General features: G+C 65.2%; 19 protein-coding genes. 9 read left to right on the forward strand and 10 right to left on the reverse strand.

Features of this window, described 5'->3' with window-relative positions:
• Positions 1-57: 57 nt before the first annotated feature.
• Positions 58-597 (reverse strand): peptide-methionine (S)-S-oxide reductase MsrA, encoded by a 540-nt coding sequence (gene msrA / locus L0U84_RS16240; protein WP_233851124.1) that lies wholly within the window; start codon positions 595-597, stop codon positions 58-60.
• A 401-nt stretch (positions 598-998) separates the two neighbouring features.
• On the opposite strand from msrA, the gene L0U84_RS16245 reads away from it, so the two are divergent.
• From L0U84_RS16245 to L0U84_RS16255, 3 genes are all read left to right on the forward strand, one after another.
• Positions 999-2,396, forward strand: coding sequence for a Rieske 2Fe-2S domain-containing protein (locus L0U84_RS16245; RefSeq protein ID WP_233851126.1), 1,398 nt, complete (start codon positions 999-1,001; stop codon positions 2,394-2,396).
• Positions 2,397-2,402: 6 nt separating this feature from the next.
• Positions 2,403-3,365: a PDR/VanB family oxidoreductase gene (locus L0U84_RS16250; protein WP_233851128.1), complete on the forward strand. Its 963-nt coding sequence runs from the start codon at positions 2,403-2,405 to the stop codon at positions 3,363-3,365.
• A 203-nt stretch (positions 3,366-3,568) separates the two neighbouring features.
• The gene (locus L0U84_RS16255; protein ID WP_233851130.1) at positions 3,569-4,078 is read left to right on the forward strand and encodes a flavin reductase family protein; all 510 of its coding nucleotides are present in this window, start codon (positions 3,569-3,571) and stop codon (positions 4,076-4,078) included.
• Positions 4,079-4,176: 98 nt separating this feature from the next.
• Here the strand turns inward: L0U84_RS16255 and L0U84_RS16260 are convergent, their stop codons facing one another.
• Positions 4,177-4,692: an Lrp/AsnC family transcriptional regulator gene (locus tag L0U84_RS16260; RefSeq protein ID WP_129960175.1), complete on the reverse strand. Its 516-nt coding sequence runs from the start codon at positions 4,690-4,692 to the stop codon at positions 4,177-4,179.
• A 130-nt stretch (positions 4,693-4,822) separates the two neighbouring features.
• On the opposite strand from L0U84_RS16260, the gene kynB reads away from it, so the two are divergent.
• From kynB to kynA, 3 genes are read left to right on the forward strand one after another with little or no spacing between them, the layout of a single operon-like run.
• Positions 4,823-5,461: an arylformamidase gene (kynB, locus tag L0U84_RS16265; RefSeq protein ID WP_233851131.1), complete on the forward strand. Its 639-nt coding sequence runs from the start codon at positions 4,823-4,825 to the stop codon at positions 5,459-5,461.
• A gap of 52 nt (positions 5,462-5,513) precedes the next feature.
• Positions 5,514-6,764, forward strand: a complete 1,251-nt coding sequence (gene kynU, locus L0U84_RS16270) for a kynureninase (RefSeq protein WP_233851132.1) — start codon at positions 5,514-5,516, stop codon at positions 6,762-6,764.
• Positions 6,765-6,774: 10 nt separating this feature from the next.
• Positions 6,775-7,722, forward strand: coding sequence for a tryptophan 2,3-dioxygenase (gene kynA, locus L0U84_RS16275; protein ID WP_233851133.1), 948 nt, complete (start codon positions 6,775-6,777; stop codon positions 7,720-7,722).
• A 16-nt stretch (positions 7,723-7,738) separates the two neighbouring features.
• Here kynA and L0U84_RS16280 read toward each other — a convergent pair whose 3' ends face one another.
• From L0U84_RS16280 to L0U84_RS16310, 7 genes are all read right to left on the reverse strand, one after another.
• Positions 7,739-8,476, reverse strand: a complete 738-nt coding sequence (locus L0U84_RS16280) for an SDR family oxidoreductase (protein WP_233851134.1) — start codon at positions 8,474-8,476, stop codon at positions 7,739-7,741.
• A complete protein-coding gene (locus L0U84_RS16285) occupies positions 8,473-10,017 on the reverse strand; it encodes an FGGY-family carbohydrate kinase (RefSeq protein ID WP_233851135.1) in 1,545 nt (514 codons plus the stop codon). The genes L0U84_RS16280 and L0U84_RS16285 overlap by 4 nt, the downstream gene beginning before the upstream one ends.
• Positions 10,018-10,048: 31 nt before the next feature.
• Positions 10,049-11,137: an alcohol dehydrogenase catalytic domain-containing protein gene (locus tag L0U84_RS16290; RefSeq protein ID WP_233851136.1), complete on the reverse strand. Its 1,089-nt coding sequence runs from the start codon at positions 11,135-11,137 to the stop codon at positions 10,049-10,051.
• Between the two features lie 40 nt (positions 11,138-11,177).
• On the reverse strand, positions 11,178-12,185 hold the full coding sequence (locus L0U84_RS16295; protein ID WP_233851137.1) for an ABC transporter permease: 1,008 nt from the start codon (positions 12,183-12,185) through the stop codon (positions 11,178-11,180).
• Positions 12,172-13,692, reverse strand: a complete 1,521-nt coding sequence (locus tag L0U84_RS16300; protein ID WP_233851138.1) for a sugar ABC transporter ATP-binding protein — start codon at positions 13,690-13,692, stop codon at positions 12,172-12,174. The genes L0U84_RS16295 and L0U84_RS16300 overlap by 14 nt, the downstream gene beginning before the upstream one ends.
• 62 nt (positions 13,693-13,754) lie before the next feature.
• Positions 13,755-14,717, reverse strand: coding sequence for a substrate-binding domain-containing protein (locus tag L0U84_RS16305; protein ID WP_233851140.1), 963 nt, complete (start codon positions 14,715-14,717; stop codon positions 13,755-13,757).
• Positions 14,718-14,830: 113 nt separating this feature from the next.
• The gene (locus tag L0U84_RS16310) at positions 14,831-15,808 is read right to left on the reverse strand and encodes an AraC family transcriptional regulator (protein ID WP_233851141.1); all 978 of its coding nucleotides are present in this window, start codon (positions 15,806-15,808) and stop codon (positions 14,831-14,833) included.
• A gap of 430 nt (positions 15,809-16,238) precedes the next feature.
• Between L0U84_RS16310 and dalD the strand changes: the two genes are divergently transcribed.
• The 3 genes from dalD (at position 16,239) to L0U84_RS16325 (ending at position 20,262) form a co-directional block, all read left to right on the forward strand.
• The gene (gene dalD / locus L0U84_RS16315) at positions 16,239-17,651 is read left to right on the forward strand and encodes a D-arabinitol 4-dehydrogenase (RefSeq protein WP_233851142.1); all 1,413 of its coding nucleotides are present in this window, start codon (positions 16,239-16,241) and stop codon (positions 17,649-17,651) included.
• Positions 17,652-17,755: 104 nt separating this feature from the next.
• Positions 17,756-19,237 (forward strand): xylulokinase, encoded by a 1,482-nt coding sequence (gene xylB / locus L0U84_RS16320; RefSeq protein WP_233851143.1) that lies wholly within the window; start codon positions 17,756-17,758, stop codon positions 19,235-19,237.
• A 77-nt stretch (positions 19,238-19,314) separates the two neighbouring features.
• Positions 19,315-20,262 carry a sugar-binding transcriptional regulator gene (locus L0U84_RS16325; RefSeq protein WP_233851144.1) on the forward strand — a complete coding sequence of 316 codons (948 nt, stop codon included), beginning with the start codon at positions 19,315-19,317 and terminating at the stop codon, positions 20,260-20,262.
• Positions 20,263-20,341: 79 nt separating this feature from the next.
• Here L0U84_RS16325 and L0U84_RS16330 read toward each other — a convergent pair whose 3' ends face one another.
• The gene (locus tag L0U84_RS16330) at positions 20,342-21,451 is read right to left on the reverse strand and encodes an ABC transporter ATP-binding protein (RefSeq protein WP_233851145.1); all 1,110 of its coding nucleotides are present in this window, start codon (positions 21,449-21,451) and stop codon (positions 20,342-20,344) included.
• Positions 21,452-21,509: the final 58 nt, after the last annotated feature.

Here is a 21,509-nt window from a genome sequence, read left to right on the forward strand (position 1 = left end):
ACCAACGGGCGGCCTGGCGCACCCGCCCGTTGCCGACTTCGATCCCCGCGCTGCCCCTTAACCCGCCTTGATCCGGTGCGCGAACTTCTGGCGGAATTTCGCGACCTTCGGCGCGACCACGAACGAGCAGTAGCCCTGGTTCGGGTGCTGCGCGAAATAGTTCTGGTGGTAGGCCTCGGCGGGCCAGTAGTTGCCGTCGAGCGGCAGCACCTCGGTCACGATCTTGCCGTCGTAGATGCGCTCCTCGCCGATCTCGCGAATCGCCTGCAGCGCGGTTTCGCGCTGCGCGTCGGAATGCGTGAAGATCGCCGAGCGGTATTGCGTGCCGACGTCGTTACCCTGCCGGTTCAGCTGGGTCGGATCGTGGATCGCGAAAAAGATGTCGAGAATCTCGCGATAGCTGATCTTCGCCGGATCGAAGTCGACCTTGACCACTTCCGCATGACCGGTGTCGCCATCGCAGACCTGCTCGTAGCTCGGATGGCGCGTGCGACCGCCCGCATAGCCCGACTCCACCGCATTGACGCCCTCGACGCCCAGATACACCGCCTCGAGGCACCAGAAACAACCACCGCCGAGCGTTGCCGTCTCGTTCATAAGCTTCACCCCAGAATCAGATTCACACAATGATCGGCAGCCGGCCTGCGTCGCGCCGCCGGGTCTGCCACCGCAACCGATATATATGGCCGAAAAGGCGAGCTAAAAGGCACCGGCCCGGTACCCGGTCAGGCACCCGTCGCGCGAAGCGGCCTCGCAACGCGCCGCGCGAATACCCCGCAAATACCCGCGAATCCGTCGTGCAGATATCGAGTATAGAAACGCCGACGCGCGATGGGTGAATAACCATGCAGCGCACACGCAAGCGCCGCGCCCGCGCATCAATCCGGGACGATCGGCAACTCTTCTGGTGGCCATGGAAGTTGTCCGGCCAGCGGCTTCGGCCAAGAATTCAGGCCAAGGATTGCACGTATCAAACCGATGCCACGAGGAGAACGGACGTGTTGAGCGCGGAAAAGAATCAGTTGCTGACTCAGGTGGGACCCGGCACGCCGATGGGCGAATATCTACGGCGTTATTGGCACCCGGTTGCCGGCGCGAGCGAATTCGACGACAAGGCGGTGCGGCCGATTCGGCTGTTCGGCGAAGACCTCGTGCTGTTCAGGAGCCTGTCGGGCCAGTACGGCTTGATCCAGCGGCGTTGTCCGCATCGCAACGCCGATCTCGCGTTCGGCTTCGTCGAACAGGACGGTCTGCGTTGCGCGTATCACGGCTGGGAGTTCGGCTCGACCGGACAGTGCCTGCATCAGCCCTTCGAGGAGATCGTCGATGCCGACGCCCGCCTGCGCAAAAAGACCACGGTCAAGGCCTACGAAGTGCGCGAGAAGGCCGGCATGCTGTGGGCATACATGGGTCCGGCGCCGGCACCCGAGCTGCCTGACTGGGAGCTCTTCAATTTCAAGAACGGCTTCGCGCAGGCAGTTTTTGCCGAACTGCCGTGCAACTGGTTCCAGTGTCAGGAAAATTCGATCGATCCGATTCACTTCGAGTGGACGCACAACAACTGGACCGCGCGTTTGCACGACAGCCAGGCCGAGTACGTGCCCACGCATCTGAAGACGCAGTACGAGGAGTTCGAGCATGGCTTCATCTACAAGCGGTTGCGCGCATCGGAGACCGAGCAGAATCCGATGTGGACGGTCGGACGCGTCACGCTGTGGCCGAACGCGTTCTATCTCGGTCACCACTTCGAATGGCGCGTGCCGATCGACGACGAAAACACGCTGAGCGTGCTGTGGGTGTTCAGCCGCGTGCCGCGCGAGCAGGAGCCGTACGTGCAGCAGCGCATTCCGTCCTGGTACGGGCCGCTGTACGACGAGCATGGCGCATGGATCACGAGCCACGTCGCGAATCAGGATTTTGCCGCGTGGGTCGGCCAGGGGCGCATCACCGATCGCACGAAGGAAACACTCGGCGCGAGCGATCGCGGCATCGTGATGCTGCGCAAGCGCTTCTTCGATGAACTCGATGCGGTCGCGGCCGGCGCCGAGCCGAAGGGTCTGATTCGCGATCCGGACGCCAACCGCGACGTGCCGCTGCCATCCGCGTGCCGCGACGAGATGATCGACGGCCTGCCGCGCGCGGAGCTCGATCGGCATCCGCTGCTCGGACCCTATCTGCGCGACTTTATCGGTCAGGCGGGGCAACCGGAGCAGGTGCGGCTCGATTATGAACAGGCAATCGGGCAGAAAACGCAGCGCGCGAAGTTCTTTATCGTGCATGGCGCGTCGGCGGCGCAGGAAGCGCGGGAACATGATGGCGCCACAAGCTCGTCGGCAAGCGCGGCAACGTCCGGCCCAGACTGCGCCGAACCCATTCACCTACCGGCGAGACGTTGAACCGCCATGACGCATACCCCTCTGCTGCAAGCCCGCGTGCGCACGCTGCGTCACGAGGCCGAAGGCGTGCTGAGCGTCGAACTGGTGCCCGCCGACGGCGCGCATTTCCCTGCGTTCAGCGCGGGCTCGCACGTGAACCTGCATCTGCCGAACGGCGTCACGCGCAGCTATTCGCTGCTCAATTCGACTGACGACGTCGACCGCTATGTGCTCGGCGTGCTGTGCGACCCCAACAGCCGCGGCGGCTCGCGCTTCGTGCACGACAGCCTGCGCTGCGCGACGGTCCTGCCGATCAGCGCGCCGCGCAACAACTTCGCGCTCGCGCCGGACGCCGACGACAGCGTGCTGATCGCGGGCGGTATCGGCGTGACGCCGATCCTTTGCATGTACCGGCAGATGCGCGCGCAGGGCAAGACCGCGCGCGTCGTCTATTGCGCGCGCTCGCGCAAGCAGGCCGCGTTTCTCGACGAGTTCGCGGCGCTCGGCGGCGCTGTCGATCTGTGGTTCGACGACGAGCACGGCGGCCAGCCGTTCGATCTCGCATCGTTTCTCGCCGCGCAGCCGAAGCACGTGCACGCATACTGCTGCGGCCCGTTGCCGATGCTGGCCGCGTTCGAGGCCGCCTGCGCGGCGAGCGGCATCGCGAACGCGCATGTCGAGCGCTTCGCCACCGATCCGGCCGCGACGCGCGCGCCGACGAGCGGCTACGTCGTCTATCTGAAACGCAGCGAGCGCACGATCGAGGTGCCGGACGACGAGCGCCTGCTCGACACGCTGCTCGCGGCCGGCGTCAGCTGCGACTACAGCTGCGGCGAAGGCATCTGCGGCGCATGCGAGACCACCGTGCTCGACGGCGAGCCCGAGCATCGCGATTGCGTGCTCAGCGAAGCGGAAAAAGCGGCGGGCCGAAGCATGATGATCTGCGTGTCCGGCGCGAAACACGGCGGCCGGCTCGTGCTCGACCTGTGAACACGCTGACGCCGGAGCGCGCACCGCATGCATCATGCGTGCGGCGCGCGCGGCGATTGCAGTTAAAATTGGCGGAAATCGACGATTTTCACCATGACTTTCGAAACATCCGCTGCCAGCCACGCATGTCCGCGTTCTTATTCGCGCCTTGATTCGCGCTTTAGTCCGTCATTCACACGACGCGCTTCGGGGACCTCGCCCCGATGAAGCGCGCGAGCCCACCCAATTTCGACCAGTCCGCGTTCAAACAGGCGCTCAGCCAGTTCGCGACCGGCGTCACCGTGATCACGACGCGCGCCGCGTCCGGCCAGTTGATCGGCATCACGGCCAGCTCGTTCAACTCGGTGTCGCTGACTCCGCCGCTCGTGCTGTGGAGTCTCGCGACGCGCTCCGCGTCGATGCCGGTGTTCCGCACCAACAGTCACTACGTGATCAATGTGCTGGCCTCGACGCAGCTCGATCTGTGCAAGCGCTTCGCGACCGTGAAGGGCGACCGCTTCGAGGGCGTGTCACACGCGGCGGGCGACACCGGCATGCCGGTGCTCGATGGTGCGCTCGCGTGGTTCGAATGCCACAACCGCAGCCGCTACGATGAAGGCGACCACGTGATTTTCGTCGGTGAAGTGGAGCGCTGCGGCGTGCATGAAAATGCCGCCGACATGCAGCCGCTCGTGTTCCAGAGCGGCCAGTTCCACGGCCTGAAGCCGCTGTGAGCGGCGCGGCGCTGCCTTTGCGCCGATAGCGCCCGTCGCTCAGACGCGTCGAAAACGGCGCGCCCCCGCCTTCACCACCCTCACCACCCTCACCACCCTCAGCGCTCGTTATGCGTGGCTCCGTGCCCGCTGCTCTTCTTCACGAGCGACACCGGCACGCCCGAATCTTCCTTCAGCGTTTCGAGCACGATGTTCGAACGGATGTCCATCACGCCTGGCGCCTTGTACAGGCGATTGAGCACGAAATCGGAATAGTGTTTGAGGTTGTGCGCGAGCACGCGTAGCAGATAGTGGGTTTCGCCGGTCACGACGAACGCGCCGACCACTTCGGGCCAGTCGCGCAATGCTTCGGCAAAGCGCTCATGCCAGTTCTGCTGGTCGTTGCGCATCGATACCTGCACGAACGCCTCCAGCTCGAACCCCAAAACTTCGCGGTTCAGGCACGCGCGGTAGTGTTCGATGACGCCCTGCTCCTCCAGCAGACGCAGTCGTCGCAGACAGGCCGACGGCGACAGCGAGATGCGCTCCGCCAGGTCGAGATTGCTGATTCGTCCTTCCTGCTGAAGCACCGTCAAGATACGGCAATCGGTGGCGTCGAGCGAGATCGCGTTCATATTCGGTCTCCCTTTCCTGTTTGAATCAAATTATGTTCCAAGACACGGCTGGTAAGGAGCTTTTTTCGCAATCACATTTTGCGGCTTGACCTCTATCATTTATAGATCGTTACCAACCGTCGAAACCGTCATGCGAGCACTCTGGGACATCACCCCCGCCGTCGATACCGCCACGCCCGTCTGGCCGGGCGACACGCCGGTCGGCATCGAGCGTGTCTGGCGCATGGAGGCTGGCTCGCCGGTCAATGTCGCGCGTCTGACGATCTCGCCGCACACCGGCGCGCATACGGATGCGCCGCTGCACTACGACGCCGACGGCGCCGCGATCGGCGACGTGCCGCTCGATGCGTACCTCGGTTTATGCAGAGTGATTGACTGTATCGGCGCGTCGCCTGTTGTGACGCCACAACACCTGGCCGGCTCGCTCGACGAACTGCCGCCGCGAGTCTTACTGCGCACTTACAGTAAGGCGCCGACGCGCGAGTGGGACAGCGGGTTCTGCGCGGTCGCGCCCGAGACCGTCGACCTGCTCGCCGCGCGCGGCGTGAAGCTGATCGGCATCGACACGCCGTCGCTCGATCCGCAGGAATCGAAGACGATGGACGCGCATCACCGCATTCGCGCGCACCGGATGGCGATTCTCGAAGGCATCGTGCTCGACGCGGTCGAGCCCGGCGACTACGAGCTGATCGCGCTGCCGCTGAAGCTGACCACCCTCGACGCGAGCCCGGTGCGCGCGGTGCTGCGCGCACTGCCCGGCTCGCGCTAAGCCACGCCGCCAGGCGAACCAACGACCCGACAACCCAACCCATCGAACCACCATGAACCATCGTGACGAAGCCGTGGCGCTCGACAGCGCCGACCCGCTCGCAGCGTTGCGCGACCAGTTCGCGCTGTCGCCGACCACCATCTATCTCGACGGCAACTCGCTCGGCGTGCCGCCGGCCGCCGCCGCGCAGCGCGCGCAGACCGTGATCGCCGCTGAATGGGGCGAAGGGCTGATCCGCAGCTGGAACAGCGCCGGCTGGTTCGCGTTGCCGCGCCGGCTCGGCAACAAGCTCGCGCCGCTGATCGGCGCGGCCGAAGACGAAGTCGTGATCACCGACACGATCTCGATCAACCTGTTCAAGCTGTTGTCGGCCGCGCTGCGGCTCGCCGATGCGCGCGATCCGAAGCGTCGCGTGATCGTGTCGGAGCGCTCGAATTTCCCGAGCGATCTGTATATCGCGCAGGGCCTGATCGAGCAGCTCGATCGCGGCTACGAGCTGCGCCTCGTCGACGATCCGTCGGAGTTGCCCGACGCGATTGGCGAGGACACCGCGATCGCGATGATCACGCATGTGAACTACCGCACCGGCTACATGCACGACATGGCCGCGCTGACGAAGCTGATCCACGACAGGGGCGCGCTCGCGCTGTGGGATCTCGCGCATTCGGCGGGCGCGGTGCCGGTCGATCTGAACGGCGTCGGTGCCGACTACGCGGTCGGCTGCACGTACAAATATCTGAACGGCGGTCCCGGCTCGCCCGCGTTCGTATGGGTGCCCAGGCGCCACCAGAACGAGTTTTCGCAGCCGCTGTCGGGCTGGTGGGGGCATCGCGCGCCGTTCGAGATGAGCCCGACGTATCGGCCCGACGACGGCGTGGGTCGCTACCTGTGCGGCACGCAGCCGATGGTGTCGATGGCGCTCGTCGAATGCGGGCTCGACGTGTTCCTGCAAACGAACATGCAGGCGGTGCGCGAGAAGTCGCTTGCATTGACCGACCTGTTCATCGAGCTGGTCGAGACGCGTTGCAGCGAATTTCCACTGCAGCTCGTGACGCCGCGCGAGCATGCGCAGCGCGGCTCGCATGCGAGCTTCGAACATCCGCACGGCTACGAGGTGATGCAAGCGCTGATCGCGCGCGGGGTGATCGGCGACTATCGCGAGCCGCACGTGCTGCGCTTTGGCTTCACGCCGTTGTACACGCGCTTCGTCGACGTCTGGGACGCCGTCGAAACCTTGCGCGACGTCCTCGCCCGCGAGGCCTGGCGGGCTCCTGAATTCGCCCAGCGCGGCGCCGTTACCTGAGGATTCGAGAATGACCGATCATATGCAAACGCCGGGCCTACCAGAAGAACCGGCGGCACAAGGCTGCCCGTTCGGGCATGGACGCACGGCTGCGGCGCCGCACGCGAGCGCCGCGACCGCCTCAGCGAGCACGGCCGACAGCGGCTGGCACGACGCGCAGCTCGACTTCTCGGAGTCGATGAGCTACGGCGATTATCTGTCGCTCGGCACGCTGCTCGACGCGCAGCATCCGATGTCGCCGGACCACAACGAGATGCTGTTCATCATCCAGCATCAGACCAGCGAGCTGTGGATGAAGCTCGCGCTGTACGAGCTGCGCGCGGCGCTCGCGGCCGTGCATCGCGACGAACTGCCGCCCGCCTTCAAGATGCTCGCGCGCGTGTCGCGGATCATGGAGCAGCTGGTGCAGGCGTGGAGCGTGCTCGCGACGATGACGCCATCCGAATACACGGCGATGCGGCCGTACCTCGGCAGCTCGTCGGGCTTCCAGTCGTATCAATACCGGCAGATCGAGTTCCTGCTCGGCAACAAGAACGAGCAGATGCTGAAGCCGCACGCGCATCGCGCTGACGTGTACGAGCAAGTGAAAGCATCGCTCGAAGCGCCGTCGTTCTACGACGAAGTGGTGCGGTTACTCGCGCGGCGCGGCTTCGCGATTTCGCCCGCGCGGCTCGAACGCGACTGGACGATGCCGACCGAACATGATGCCTCGGTCGAGGCGGCGTGGCTCGAGGTGTATCGCAATCCGTCCGAGCATTGGGAGCTGTACGAGATGGCCGAGGAACTCGTCGATCTCGAAGACGCATTTCGTCAATGGCGCTTCCGGCATGTGACGACGGTCGAACGCATCATCGGCTTCAAGCAGGGCACCGGCGGCACGAGCGGCGCGCCTTATCTGCGCAAGATGCTTGATGTCGTGTTGTTTCCGGAGCTTTGGCACGTGCGCACGCTGCTCTGAATTTCATCCCGACTCGTCAACGCGCGGTATACCCCCCATCGATCGGCAAACACACCCCGCTGATCATCGACGCCGCGTCGCTCAACAGAAACAGGATCGGCGCGGCGACTTCGGCGGATTCGGCGAAGCGCCGGAGCGGAATCGCCTGTAACGCGGGATCGCGTTTGACCGGATCGCTCCAGGCCAGCACCGCCATCGGCGTCAGCGTGACCGTCGGGTTCACGCTGTTCACGCGAATCCCGTGCGGCCCCAGCTCGATGCACAACGCGCGCGTGACCGCATCGAGCGCAGCCTTCGATGCCGAATAGCTCAGATGATCGTCGAGCGCGACGAGCGCGGCCTGGCTCGACACGTTGACGATGCTGCCCGCGCGCCCCGCAGCGAGCATGCCGCGCGCGACGTGCTTCGCGACCAGCACCGCGCCGCGCGTATTCACCGCCATCACGCGATCGAAGCTCGCGGCCGTCGTATCCACCGCGCGTTCGAGCAACGCGATGCCCGCGCAGTTGACGAGACCGTCGAACGGTTCGAGCGAAGCCATGGCTTCGTCGATCGCGGCTTCGTCGCCGACGTCGAGCCGCAACGGCTCGCAGCCGGTTTCCTCAGCGAGCCGCGCGAGCTCGTTCACGTTGCGCGCGGCCGCGACGACCGACGCGCCGCTCGCGCACAGCGCCTCGACCGTCGCGCGGCCGATGCCGCTGGAGGCGCCCGTCACCAGAATCGAGCGGCCGGAAAAATCGAAGGTAGCGTTCATGATGATTGCAAGCGATGCATGACCGGCTTCAACGCCGGATAGAGATCCACGTACACGCCGAAGCGCTGCTCGTATAACGCCATGCGCCGGGCGTCGGGCTGCGCGCGCTCGATCAGCGTGACCCAGCCGCCTTGCGCCGCTTCGCTCGACACGAGGCCAACGCCGAGCGCGGCGAGCAACGCGGCGCCCATTGCGGCTTCGACGTCCTGCTCGATCGTGTAGACCGGATAGCCGGTGACGTCGGCGATGATCTGCATCCACAGGTCCGAATGCGCGGCGCCGCCCACGACGATCAGCTTGTCGTCGAGCGATTGCGCGCCTTGGCGCCCGGCCTCGATGTTGTGCTTCAGCGCGAACGACACGCCTTCGAGCACCGCGCGATACAGATGCGCGCGCGTGTGAAACAGCGACAGCCCGACGAACGCGCCGCTCGCCTTCGCATCCCACACCGGACTTCGCTCACCCATCAGATACGGCAGGAACAGCACGCCATCGGCGCCGGCCGGCACTTGCGCGGCCGTTTCTTCGAGCAGCCGATGCGGATCGCCATGCGGCGTCGCGCGCGCGGCTTCGATCTCCGCATGGCAGAACTGCTCGCGATACCACGTGACCGATGCGCCCGCGGTGATCGCACCGCCGAATACGTAGAGGTCGTGCCGCCCGTTGAAAACGTGCGGCATGCTGATCAAACCGTGGCGTGCGTCGACGCGCTGATTGATGTAGCCCCAGCACATGCTGGTGCCGATCATCGCGACGTGCTGCCCCGCGCGTGTGACGCCGGCCGCGAACGTCGCCATCGCCGCATCGACGCCGCCCGCGACGATCGCCGTTCCCGCGTCGAGACCGAGTTGCGCGGTCCATTGCGACAACAGCCCGCCCACTACCTCGGACGATTCGACGAGCCGCTCCGGCGTCATCGTCGCGGGAATGCCGAGCATGTCGAGCGCTTCGTCCGACCAGTCGCGCCGCGCGATATCGTAGACGCCGCCGATATTGCCGGCCGAGCTGTGATCGACGGCGACTTCGCCGGTCAGCAAGTAGATCACGTACGCGTTCGGCGGCAGGAAATAGCGCGTATGCGCCCACACTTCCGGCTCGTTCTCGCGCAGCCACAGCATCTTCGTGTAGCCGTAGTAGCTGTCCACTCCGTTGCCGGTGATCGTATAGAGCCGTTCGAGATCGACGTTCTCGCGCACCCAGTCGACCTGCGCGGTCGCGCGCCGGTCCATCCAGATCAGGCACGGCGCGAGCGGCCGCATGTCGGTGTCGACCGGGATGCCCGAGCCGCCGTACAGGCTGCTCACGCACAGCGCCTTGATCGCGCCCGGCGCGATGCCGGCCGCCTGCGCGTCGCCGACGCACGCGGCCACGCATTCGACCACCGCCTTCAGCCACACCGCGGGCCACTGCTCGGCCCACAACGGCTTCGGCGTATCGGGCAGGTAGCCCGACGCATGCTGCGCGACGATCGCACCGTGCTCGTCGACCAGCAGCGCCTTGGTGCTCTGCGTGCCGATATCGACGCCGATCACGTAGTTCATAGAGTCTCCGTTGAATAGCCACGCACGCGCTTCACGCGCGCGGCTTCATCAGCACCTTGATCGAGTCGAGCGAGTTCGCGATCCGGATCGCCTCGTCCCATTCTTCCAACGAAAAGCCGTGCGTGACGATGCCCTTCGACGTGACGAGCCCGCGCGCGAGCAGATCGATCGCGATCGGATAGCAATAGGGTCCGAGATGCGCGCCACGCACGTCGAGCTCCTTGCGGTCGCCGATCACCGACCAGTCGAGCGTCGTATCGGCGCCGAACACCGAGAATTCGACGAAGCGCCCGAGCTTGCGAATCAGGTCCATTCCCTGGTTCACGCCGATCGGCGCGCCGGTCGTTTCAATATAGACGTCGCAACCGTATCCGTCAGTCAGCGAATGGATGATCGCGAGCGCATCCTGCTGCTGTGGATTGATCGTCACGTCCGCCCCGTATTCGCGCGCGAGCGCCAGCCGCTCTTCGACCAGATCGATCACGACAAGCTTCTTCGGCGTCTTCAGATGCGCGACCTGCGTCATCATCAGACCGAGCGGCCCCGCGCCCGCGATCACGACGACGTCGTCGAGCTGCAGATCGCCGCGATTGACCGTGTGAATCGCGCACGCCAGCGGCTCGATGATCGCGGCGTCTTCGAGCGAGATGCCGTCGGGAATCTTGTGGACGATCGCGGTCGGCGGAATGCGCATGTACTCGGCCATGCCGCCGTCCGCGACCTCGCGCTGAAAGCCGAAGATGTTGTGCACTTCGCACATCCAGTACTGGCCGGATTTGCAATAGCGGCACTTGCCGCACGGCACGATCTGCTCGGCGATCACGCGCTCGCCCTTCTCCACACCAAAATGCTCGGCCGCGCCCTCGCCCAGTTCCTCGACGTAGCCGAAGAACTCGTGGCCCGGTATCACCGGCGCCTTGACCCACGGGCTCGGGCCGCCCCAGAACATCTTCGCGCCCGAATGGCATTTGCAGTCGCTCGCGCAGATGCCGCACGCGGCGATGCGAATCACCAGTTCGTGCGCACGGGCGCGCGGCTTCTGAACCTGCTCGACGCGATAGTCTTTCGGTGCGTGACAGACGATGGCGGTCATGTTCTGCTGGTCGGATTGAGTCGTCATTGCATGGTCCTGCGATAGGAAGGAGGTGGGGAAGTGAGCGTTACTTTCTGCGGTCGCGGCTGATATAGATCGCGAGCAGAATGATTCCGCCCTTGATCACGTTCTGCACGTACGGATTCACGCCGACCATGTTCAGGCCGTTATTCAGGACGCCGAGCAACAGCGCGCCGATCAGCGTGCCGATGATCGAGCCGCGTCCACCGGAGATCGACGTGCCGCCCATCACGACGGCGGCGATCGCATCGAGTTCGAAACCGACGCCCGCGTTCGGCTGGCCACTCATCAGACGCGCGGTCAGCACGATCGCGGCGAACGCGGACGTCAAACCGGCGATCGTGTAGACGATCAGCTTCACGCGCGCCACACGCACGCCGGACAAGCGCGTCGCCTGTTCGTTGCCGCCGATCGCATACACGTAGCGGCCGAATGGCATCCGTTCGAGCAGCACCCACGCGATCACATAGATCACCGCCATGATCACCACCGGCGCCTGGATGCCGAGGATCTTGCCGCTGCCGAAGAAGCCGACCCAGTCGGGCAGACCGTCGATCGGATAGCCGCCCGTGTAGATCAGCGCGAGGCCGCGCGCGATACCCATCGTCGCGAGCGTGACGATGATCGGCGGCATGCCGGCGAATGCGACGAAGAAGCCGTTGGCCGCGCCGAAGCCGAGACCGACCGCGATGCCGACCGCCAGCGCGGCCACGCCGTTCATGCCGGCGACCATCAGCCCGGCCGACAGCGTACCCGCGAGCGCCATCACCGAGCCGACCGACAGATCGATGCCGCCCGTCAGGATCACGCAGGTCATGCCGACCGCGATGATCGCGTTGATCGACACCTGGCGCAGCACGTTCTCGATGTTCGCGGCCGACAGAAAGCTGTCGCTCGCGAACACCATCACGATGCAGACCACCAGCAGGCCCATGAACGGATAGAACAGCGTCGAGCGTTTCAGCGCGGCCCACGTGAAGCGCACCGGCGCGCCCGGCGTGTCGCTGCTGACGCTCGATGTTTTCGGCGATGAGGAAGGATTAGGCATGTTCATGAGAGGCTCCAGACGAACCGGCGGTCGCATAGGTCATCACGGCGTTCGACTCGATCGCGTCGCCTTCGAGCAGCGCTTCGATGCGGCCCTGGCGGAATACGGCGACGCGGTCGCACATACCGACGATCTCCGGCAGCTCGGACGAGATCATGATGATCGAGTAGCCGCGCGCGGTCAGTTCGCGCATCAGCAGATAAATTTCGGCCTTCGCGCCGACGTCGATGCCGCGGGTCGGTTCGTCGAAGATCAGGATGTTGGTGTGGTGATTGAGCCAGCGCGCGATTACGACCTTCTGCTGGTTGCCGCCCGACAGCGTCGCGACTTCGGTGTGCATCGTCGGCGCCTTCACGCCGACGCGCTTCATGATGTCGGCGGTCGCGCGCGCCTCGCTGCGCTGGTCGATGAAGAAACGCAGCGAGCGGTACTTGCCGAGGTTGTTGATCGAGATGTTCTGCTTGATCGAGAAGTCGGTAATGAGCCCTTCGGTCTTGCGGCTCTCGGGCAGAATGCCGACGCCCGCGCGCAACGCATCGGCGGGATCGGCAAGCTTCGCGGTCGTGCCGTTCACGCGAATTTCCTTCGTGTAGGCGCGCTGCGCGCCGATCACCGCGAGCGCGGTCTCGGTACGTCCCGAACCGACGAGTCCAGCGAAGCCGAGAATCTCGCCCTCGCGCAGCGTGAAGCTCAGTTCGGGGCTGTCCTTTAACAACTGAAGGCGCATCACCTCGAGCACGATCTTCGCGTCGGCGCGCGCCGCCGGCTTCGGCGGAAAACTGCTTTCGATGCGGCGTCCGACCATCATCTGCACGAGCCGGCCCACGTCGGATTGCGCGACCTCGGTCATGCCGACGTACTGGCCGTCGCGCAGCACCGTGATGCGGTCGCACACCTCGAAGATTTCTTCCAGGTGGTGCGAGATGAAGATCATCGCGACGCCCTGCTGCTTCAGCTCGCGCATGATCGTGAACAGATGCGCCGCTTCCGCAGGCGTCAGCGTCGCGGTCGGTTCGTCGAGAATCAGCACGCGCGCATCGAGCGACAACGCCTTGCCGATTTCGACGAACTGCTGCTGAGCAACCGACAGTTCCCGGATCGGCACCGCCAGATCGATCGCGACGCCGAGCCGCTTGAAGATCGCGGCCGCCGCGCGCCGCATCCTGCCGCGTTCGAGCAGGCCGAAGCGGTTGCGCATTTCACGGCCGAGAAACATGTTCTCCACCGCGTTCAGATACGGAATCAGGCTGAACTCCTGAAACACGATACCGACGCCCGCGGCCACCGCATCGTGATAGTTCGCGAAGTGGCGCTGCTCGCCGTCGAGCGTAATCGTGCCTTCGTCCAGCTGATAAATGCCGCACAGAATCTTCATCAGCGTCGACTTGCCCGCGCCGTTCTCGCCAAGCAGCGCGTGAATCTCGCCGCGCGCGATCTCGAGGTGAATGCCTTGCAGCGCCTTCACGCCGGGAAAGCTCTTGCTGATGTTGTCGAGCTTCAGAAGCGTATCCATCGCGTGTTCCTTTGGTGCGCGCCGCCGCGCGTGATCCGCACGTGCGGCGGCCTGCGCTTGCGTTACCAACTGAAGCCCTTCGCGTTGCTCTTGTCGATCATCTTCACGTCGACCGGAATCGCCTTCGGCACATTGGCGCCCCACTTCTTCGCGAGCGCGATGCCGAGCGCGATGCGTACCTGGTCGGCCGGGAACTGCGCGGAGGTCTCGACGAATTTCGAATTCGGCTTCTGGATCGCGGCGATCGCTTCAGGCGCACCATCGACGCTCGTCAATTTGATGTCCTTGCCCGACGACTCGATCGCCGACAGCGCGCCCATCGAGCCGCCGTCGTTCACGCTGAACACGCCCTTCAGATTCGGATGCGCCTGGATCATGTTCTCGGTGACGGACAGCGCCGTCGCACGTTCCTGCTTGCCGTTCTGCGTATCGACGAGCTTCACGCCCGGCGCTTTCGCGAGCGCCGCCTTGCAGCCGCGCACGCGTTCGAGAATCGGCACGACCGGAATGCCGTCGAGAATCGCTACTTCGCCGCTGCCGCCGATCGACTTCGCGAGGTAGTCGCAAGCCATCACGCCCGCGTCGTAGTTCTTCGAGCCGACGAACGAATCGACCGGACCGTTCGCGTTCGCATCGACCGCGACCACCACCACGCCCGCCTTCTTCGCCGACATGACCGCCGACTGGATGCCGGTCGAATCGGTCGGATTGACGAGCAGGATGTCGATCTTCTTTTGCAGCATGTCTTCGACGTCGCTGACCTGCTTGCTGACGTCGTGATGCGCGTCGGTGACGACGACGGTCGCGCCGGTCGACGCGGCCGCATCGTTCAGCGCTTTTTGCATCGTCACGAAGTACGGGTTGTTCAGTTCCTGGAACGTCATGCCGATTTTCAGCGGCGCGGCCTGCGCGGTCTGCGCGGCCGACATGGCAACGAGCGACAAACCGAACGCGAGCGCGGCGACGCGGCGCGTCAAGATGATTGAGCGGTTCGATGAGCTGAGCGGAAAAGCAGACGGCTTCATGGTTGTCTCCATTTTTTGAAGTGAGCACGCCCCTCGCGCTGTGGGCGCACAGCGCGATCGATGCGTGTTGAAACGCGAGTGGACTAAAGCAGCGAACTACCGGGCGGCGGGCACTATGTGACGGGGTACGCGACCCCGCTGCGCGGCAAGCCGGGCGCGAGCACGATCGCCGGCGCGTTATCGATGCCCCTGCCGTGCGCGGCCGCTTGCTCGGAAGCATCGCGGCTCGCATCGTTCAGCTGCTGATAACGACGAAACGTCGACGGCGCCATGCCCTTCATCGCGAGAAACTGCCGGTTGAAATTCGACAGGTTGTTGAAGCCCGTCTTGAAGCAGATGTCGGTCACGCTCAGTTCACCATCGGTCAGCAACTGGCACGCGAGATTGATGCGCATGCGGTTCACGTACTGCACGAACGGCAGCCCGGTATGGCGGCGGAAATAACGCGAAAACGCGCTGACGCTCTGCCCGGCAAGTTGCGCAAGCTCCGACTCGCGCAACTCGTTCGCGAGGTTCTTGCCGATATACGCGAGCACGTGATTGATGCGGGTTGCCGCGAAGCTGGTCGGATCGGCCTGATACGCGGGACTCGCGAGCGTGTCGCGATCCTGCGCGTTCATCAGGATCTCCAGCATCGACATGAACAGCACGAGCCGGCGCAACCCGCGCGCCGCGAGCAGTTCCAGAAAGAGCGGCTTGATCTGCACCGAGGTCTCCAGACCGAACGACAGGCCGCGGCGCGCATCGGCAAGCATCGCTTCGACCTGACGCCACTCGGGGAAGCTCTCGAGACAGTTCGAAACGAACTCCTGGCCGAACTGCACGACCAGATTGCGCTGCGCGACGCTCTCGCCTTCGGGCACGTCGCTGACCCAGTTGTGCGGCAGGTTCGGCCCCATCAGCACGAGATTGCCGGGCGCGAAGCTGCCGATGTGGTCGCCGACGAACATCTTGCCGGTCGTCGCGACGATCAGATGGATCTCGTACTCCGGATGAAAGTGCCAGCGCACCGTTCGATACGGATAGCCATGCGACCACACTTTGAACGACTCGTCGTGGCGGACGGCCACGATTTCGAGATCAGGTTGCACTGTCTGCCTCCATGAAGCGGCACCTGTGAGGCGCCGCCGATCTTGATCTTGTAAAGCGAAAAGTAACCGCCAAACGCGTTGGCGACCACTTAAAAAGAAACCGCGGACCGATACTTTTTTGCATTCGGGTTAGCCCCGACGCGCACGAGGTCAAATTTGATGCAATGCAATATGCGTAGCGCGGCTTGATTTTCGGCCGCCGAGACTCGTCACCACGACCGGCGCGGCCTGCATGCCGCACTGCGCCACGAAAACTCCGCGCCCTTGCCTTGACTTTCGCCTGTCCGGGTACGATCATTCGCTCACAAACAGAGCAAATGCTCTAGCACAGAAAACGTGCGCCACGCGCGCCGCGAACAATTGCAACTACGTTGCACGGGACCAGAGTGGGCAATCAAGCGCCGACTCTGGCCGACACAGGAGACAGAACATGAACAGCGGGCAAGGCAGCGGCGCGGCCGCAAACGTGATCCTGCACATCGGCGCGGGATCGTTTCATCGCGCGCATCAGGCGTGGTATCTGCACCGGCTGAACGAAGCGGGCGCGGCCAGCGAGCCGCGCTGGTCGCTCACCGTCGGCAATATCCGCGGCGACATGAACCCGGTGCTCGAAGCGCTCGCCGCGCAGAACGGCGCCTACACGCTCGAAACGGTCACGCCGCAAGGCGAGCGCGCCTACGAGACGATCCGCTCGATCGAGCGCGTGCTGCCGTGGAGCGAAAGCCTCGACGGACTGATCGAAGCGGGCGCCGATCCGGCTTGCAAGATCATCGCGTTCACCGTGACCGAAGGCGGCTATTACCTCGACGAACACGACCGGCTCGATACCGCGAATCCCGATCTCGCGGCCGACCTCGCCGGCGGCCACACGACCATCTACGGCGCACTCGCGGCGATTCTCGACGCGCGCGTGAAGCGCGGCGCGGGCCCCGTGACGCTGCAGACCTGCGACAACCTGCGCAGCAACGGCGAGCGCTTTCATGCGGGCATGAGCGAGTTCCTCGAACGACGCGGCGCAAACGAACTCGCGCAATGGTTCGACGACCACACGTCGTGCCCGTGCTCGATGGTCGATCGCATCACGCCGCGTCCGACGTCCGAAGTGCGCGAGCGCGTGAAGGCCGCGACCGGCGTCGACGACGCGTGTCCCGTGATGGGCGAGGCGTTCATCCAGTGGGTGATCGAAGACCGCTTCATCGCGGGACGGCCGGCCTGGGAGAAGGTCGGCGCGGAACTCGTCGATTCGGTGCTGCCGTACGAGGAAGCGAAGATCCGCATCCTCAACGCGACGCATAGCTGCATCGCGTGGGCGGGCACGCTGGTCGGCCTGAACTACATTCACGAAGGCACGCTCGACGCCGACATCCGCCAGTTCGCGTACGACTACGTGAGCGAGGACGTGATCCCGTGTCTGACACCGAGCCCGCTCGATCTCGAACGCTATCGCGACGTCGTGCTCGAACGCTTCAGCAACCCGCATATCCTCGACACGAACCAGCGCGTCGCCGCCGATGGCTTCTCGAAGCTGCCCGGCTTCATCGCGCCGACACTCGCCGAATGTTTCGAGCGCGGCGTCACGCCGGCCGCGACCGCGATGCTGCCCGCGCTGTTCTTCCGCTTTCTGGAACGCTGGCACACGGGCAAGCTGCCCTACGCGTATCAGGACGGCGTAATGGACGAGCGCGTCGCGCACGGTTTTTTCGAAGCACCCGAGCCGCTGCGCGCATTCGCGGCCGACCGCCTGCTGTGGGGCGGCATGGCGCAGACGCCTGAGCTCGAAGCGGCGCTCGCGGGCGCGCTCGCGCGTGTCGACGCATGGCTCGCGAAACGCGGCGCGGCTTGAGCGCTCGACCACCTGACGCGCATCGAGCCAGGCTTAATGCGCATGACAGCCCGCGCGATGTGCGGCTAAAGTAGCGCATCCCCAACGACGAAGGTTTCGCTCCCATGTACCTAGGCATCGACCTCGGCACGTCCGAAGTGAAAGTTCTGCTGCTCGCCTCCGACGGCCGCGTGATCGGCACGGCAGGCTCGCCGTTCACCGTTTCGCGTCCGCATCAGCGCTGGGCCGAGCAGAATCCCGAAGACTGGTGGGCGGGCACGCGCGCCGCACTCGCCGCGTTGCGCGCGCATCATCCCGACGAGTTCGCGCAGATTCGCGGCATCGGCCTGTCGGGGCAGATGCACGGCGCAGTGCTGCTCGATGCGGAAAACCGCGTACTGCGTCCCGCGATCCTGTGGAACGACATGCGTAGCGACAAGGAATGCGCAGAGCTGACCGAGCGCGCGCCGGATCTGCACAGCGTCGCCGGCAATCTGGCAATGCCCGGTTTCACCGCGCCGAAGCTGCTGTGGGTCGCGCGTCACGAGCCGGAGATTTTCGCTAGAACAGCCTGCGTGCTGCTGCCGAAAGACTATTTGCGCCTGCAACTGACGGGCGGCAAGGTGTCCGATCCGTCGGATGCGGCCGGCACGCTGTGGCTCGACGTCGCGAAACGCGACTGGTCCGATTCGCTGCTCGCCGCCTGCAACATGACGCGCGCACAGATGCCGGCGCTGCGCGAAGGCAGCGCGCCGGCCGGCACGCTGCTGCCGGAACTCGCGCGCGAATTCGGCCTGCGCGACGACGTGATCGTCGCGGCCGGCGGCGGCGACAATGCGACGAGCGCGATCGGCATCGGCGCGACCCAGCCGGGCGACGGCTTCGTGTCGTTGGGTACGTCGGGCGTGCTGTGCGTGGTCGGCGACAGTTTCCGGCCGAACCCGGCCTCCGCCGTCCACGCGTTCTGTCATGCGATCCCCGACCGTTGGCATCAGATGAGCGTGGTGCTGTCGGCGGCGAGCTGTCTGCGCTGGGTCTGCAAGCTCACGTCGACCGACGAGCCGACGCTGCTCGCCGAAATCGCGGCACTGCCCGCCGCGGCCCTGACCACCGCGCCGCTCTTCTTGCCGTATCTGTCGGGCGAACGCACGCCGCATAACGACCCGTATGCGCAAGGCGTGTTCTTCGGCATGACCCACGCCACCGATCGCGCGCTGCTCGGCTACGCGGTGCTCGAAGGCGTGACGCTCGCGCTGACCGACGGCCTCGACGCGCTGCGCGCGGCCGGCACCGAGGCGAAGGTGCTGTCGCTGCTCGGCGGCGGCGCGCGCAGCGATTACTGGGCCCAGTTGCTCGCCGATGCGCTCGACACCGTCACCGTCAAGCACGGCGGCGGCGAAACCGGCGCGGCGCTCGGTGCGGCGCGTCTCGGCTGGCTCGCCGCGGGTGGCGAACCGGCCACCGTGCTGACCAAGCCGCCCGTCGAAAAGGAGTTCACGCCGAATCCGCGCCGCCACGCGGAATTGCGCACGCGCCTCGAAGCGTATCGCGCGCTGTATCGCCACGTACGGCCGCTGTTCGATCCCGCCCGCGCACCGCTCGCCTGAGCGTCAACCGCGGCCGGCCTGCGCGACGAACGCGCCGCCGGCCGCTTTCGTCGGCACACCTCAACCGAAACCTCATCGTGCCCAGGTCCACAGAAAAACTCGATCTCGCCACGCGCGCCGCGTGGCTTTACTACGTCGCGGGCAACACCCAGAACGAAATCGCCGAGAAGCTGCAGGTGTCGCGGCCGGTCGCGCAGCGGCTCGTCGCGTTCGCGGTCGAAAAGAATCTGATCCGCGTGCGGGTCGATCACAAGCTCGCCGATTGTCTGACGCTCGCCGATCAGTTGTCGAAGCGCTATGGCCTGACCATGTGCGAGATCGTGCCGGTCGACGACGATACGCCCGAGGAAGTCGACCGCAAGCTCGCCGTGGCCGGCGCCCAGGTGATGGAGCGCTATCTGAGTGTGGAGAAACCGATGGTGGTCGCGGTCAGCAGCGGCCGCACGCTGAAGGCCGCGGTCGATCAGATCGCGCAGCTGGACCGTCCGCAGCATCGGCTGGTATCGATGGTCGGCGCGATCGCTCAGGACGGCTCCTCGAACCGCTATGACGTCGCGCTGCACATTTCGGAGAAGACCGGCGGCAAGCATTTTCTGCTGCCCGCGCCGCTGCTCGCCGACAGCGAGGCCGAGCGCGCGCAGTGGTGCAATCACCGTCTGTATCGTATCGTCGAGTCGCTGTCCGCGCAGGCCGATGTCGCGTTCGTCGGCATCGGCAACATCGGCATGACGTGTCCGCTGCACGAGGACGGTTTCATCACGGAAGGCGAGGTGAAGGAATTGATGCACAACGGCGCGGTCGCCGAAATGCTCGGCCTGCCGATCGATGCAGCCGGCGCGCCCGTCGAATCGCCGACCGGGCGGCGCGTGACCAGCATCGCGCTCGACGCGCCGCCGCGCCGGCCGACCATCGGGTTCGCGGGTGGGCAGCGCAAGCGCGAGGCGTTGATCGCGGTGCTCAAGGGCGGGTGGTTGTCGGGGCTCGTGACCGATGAGTTGTGCGCGCGGGCGGCGTTGGAGGCGTGAGCGGCGGGTGAGTGCAAGTGCTCACGGCACAGCTTGACGGCAAAAGCAAAGCGGCGCCCAGGCGCCGCTTTTCACTTCCTCAAGCCGCCAGCACCTCGACGATCTTGCGCTGGAACGCCTTACCCTCGCTGTCGAACAGATGGCAATGCTCGGGCGTCGCGCCGAGCTTTTGCGTGTTGCCCTTCGCATGCCGCTCGAGCGGCGGAATCCGCGCGATCAAACCGTCCGGCGCGACGCTCGACTCCGCGTACAGATACGCGGCATCGCCGAGCGATTCGACCGTCATCGTGCGCGCCTCAATGCCGTCCTCGGTGGTGCTGACGTGCAGATGCTCGGGCCGGATGCCGACCGTCACCTTGTCGCCCTGCTTCGCCGCGCCCGGCTCGACCGACACGCGCTGCGTCTCGCCGGTCTCGTAACGCACCGAGACGCCGTCGTGCGACACCGACTGCACGACGCCTTCCATGAAGTTCATCTTCGGCGAGCCGATGAAGCCGGCGACGAAGCGGTTCGCCGGCGCGTGATACAGCATCGTCGGGCTGCCGACCTGCTCCAGATTGCCCGCCGACAGCACGACGATTTTGTCGGCCAGGGTCATCGCCTCGACCTGGTCGTGCGTCACGTAGATCATCGTGGTCTTCAGTTCGTCGTGCAGACGCGCGAATTCGAGGCGCATCTTCACGCGCAGCGCGGCGTCGAGATTCGACAGCGGCTCGTCGAACAGGAACACCTTCGGCTTGCGCGTGATCGCGCGGCCGATCGCGACGCGCTGGCGCTGCCCGCCCGACAGCTGCTTCGGCTTGCGTTCGAGCAGGTGATCGATGTGCAGAATCTTCGCCGCGTTGCGCACGGCCGCATCGATCTCCGGCTTCTTCGCGCCCGCGAGCTTCAGGCCGAACGCCATGTTGTCGTACAGCGTCATGTGCGGATACAGCGCGTACGACTGGAACACCATCGCGATACCGCGCTTGGCCGGCGGCACGTCGTTCATGCGCACGGCGTCGATGTTCAGATCGCCGCCCGTGATGTCCTCGAGGCCCGCGATCATCCGCATCAGGGTCGATTTGCCGCAACCGCTCGGCCCGACGAACACGACGAACTCGCCGTCCGCGATGTCGAGATTGATGTCGCGCATCACTTCGTTGTCGTCGTAGGCCTTTCTGATGTTGCGCAAGGTTACGCTTGCCATGATGTGTCTCCGTGTAATGCTGTTCGATACTTCGTGCCGCTACTGATTGAAGTGTAGT

This window comes from Paraburkholderia sp. HD33-4 (genome assembly GCF_021390635.1).
Taxonomy (GTDB): Bacteria; Pseudomonadota; Gammaproteobacteria; order Burkholderiales; family Burkholderiaceae; genus Paraburkholderia.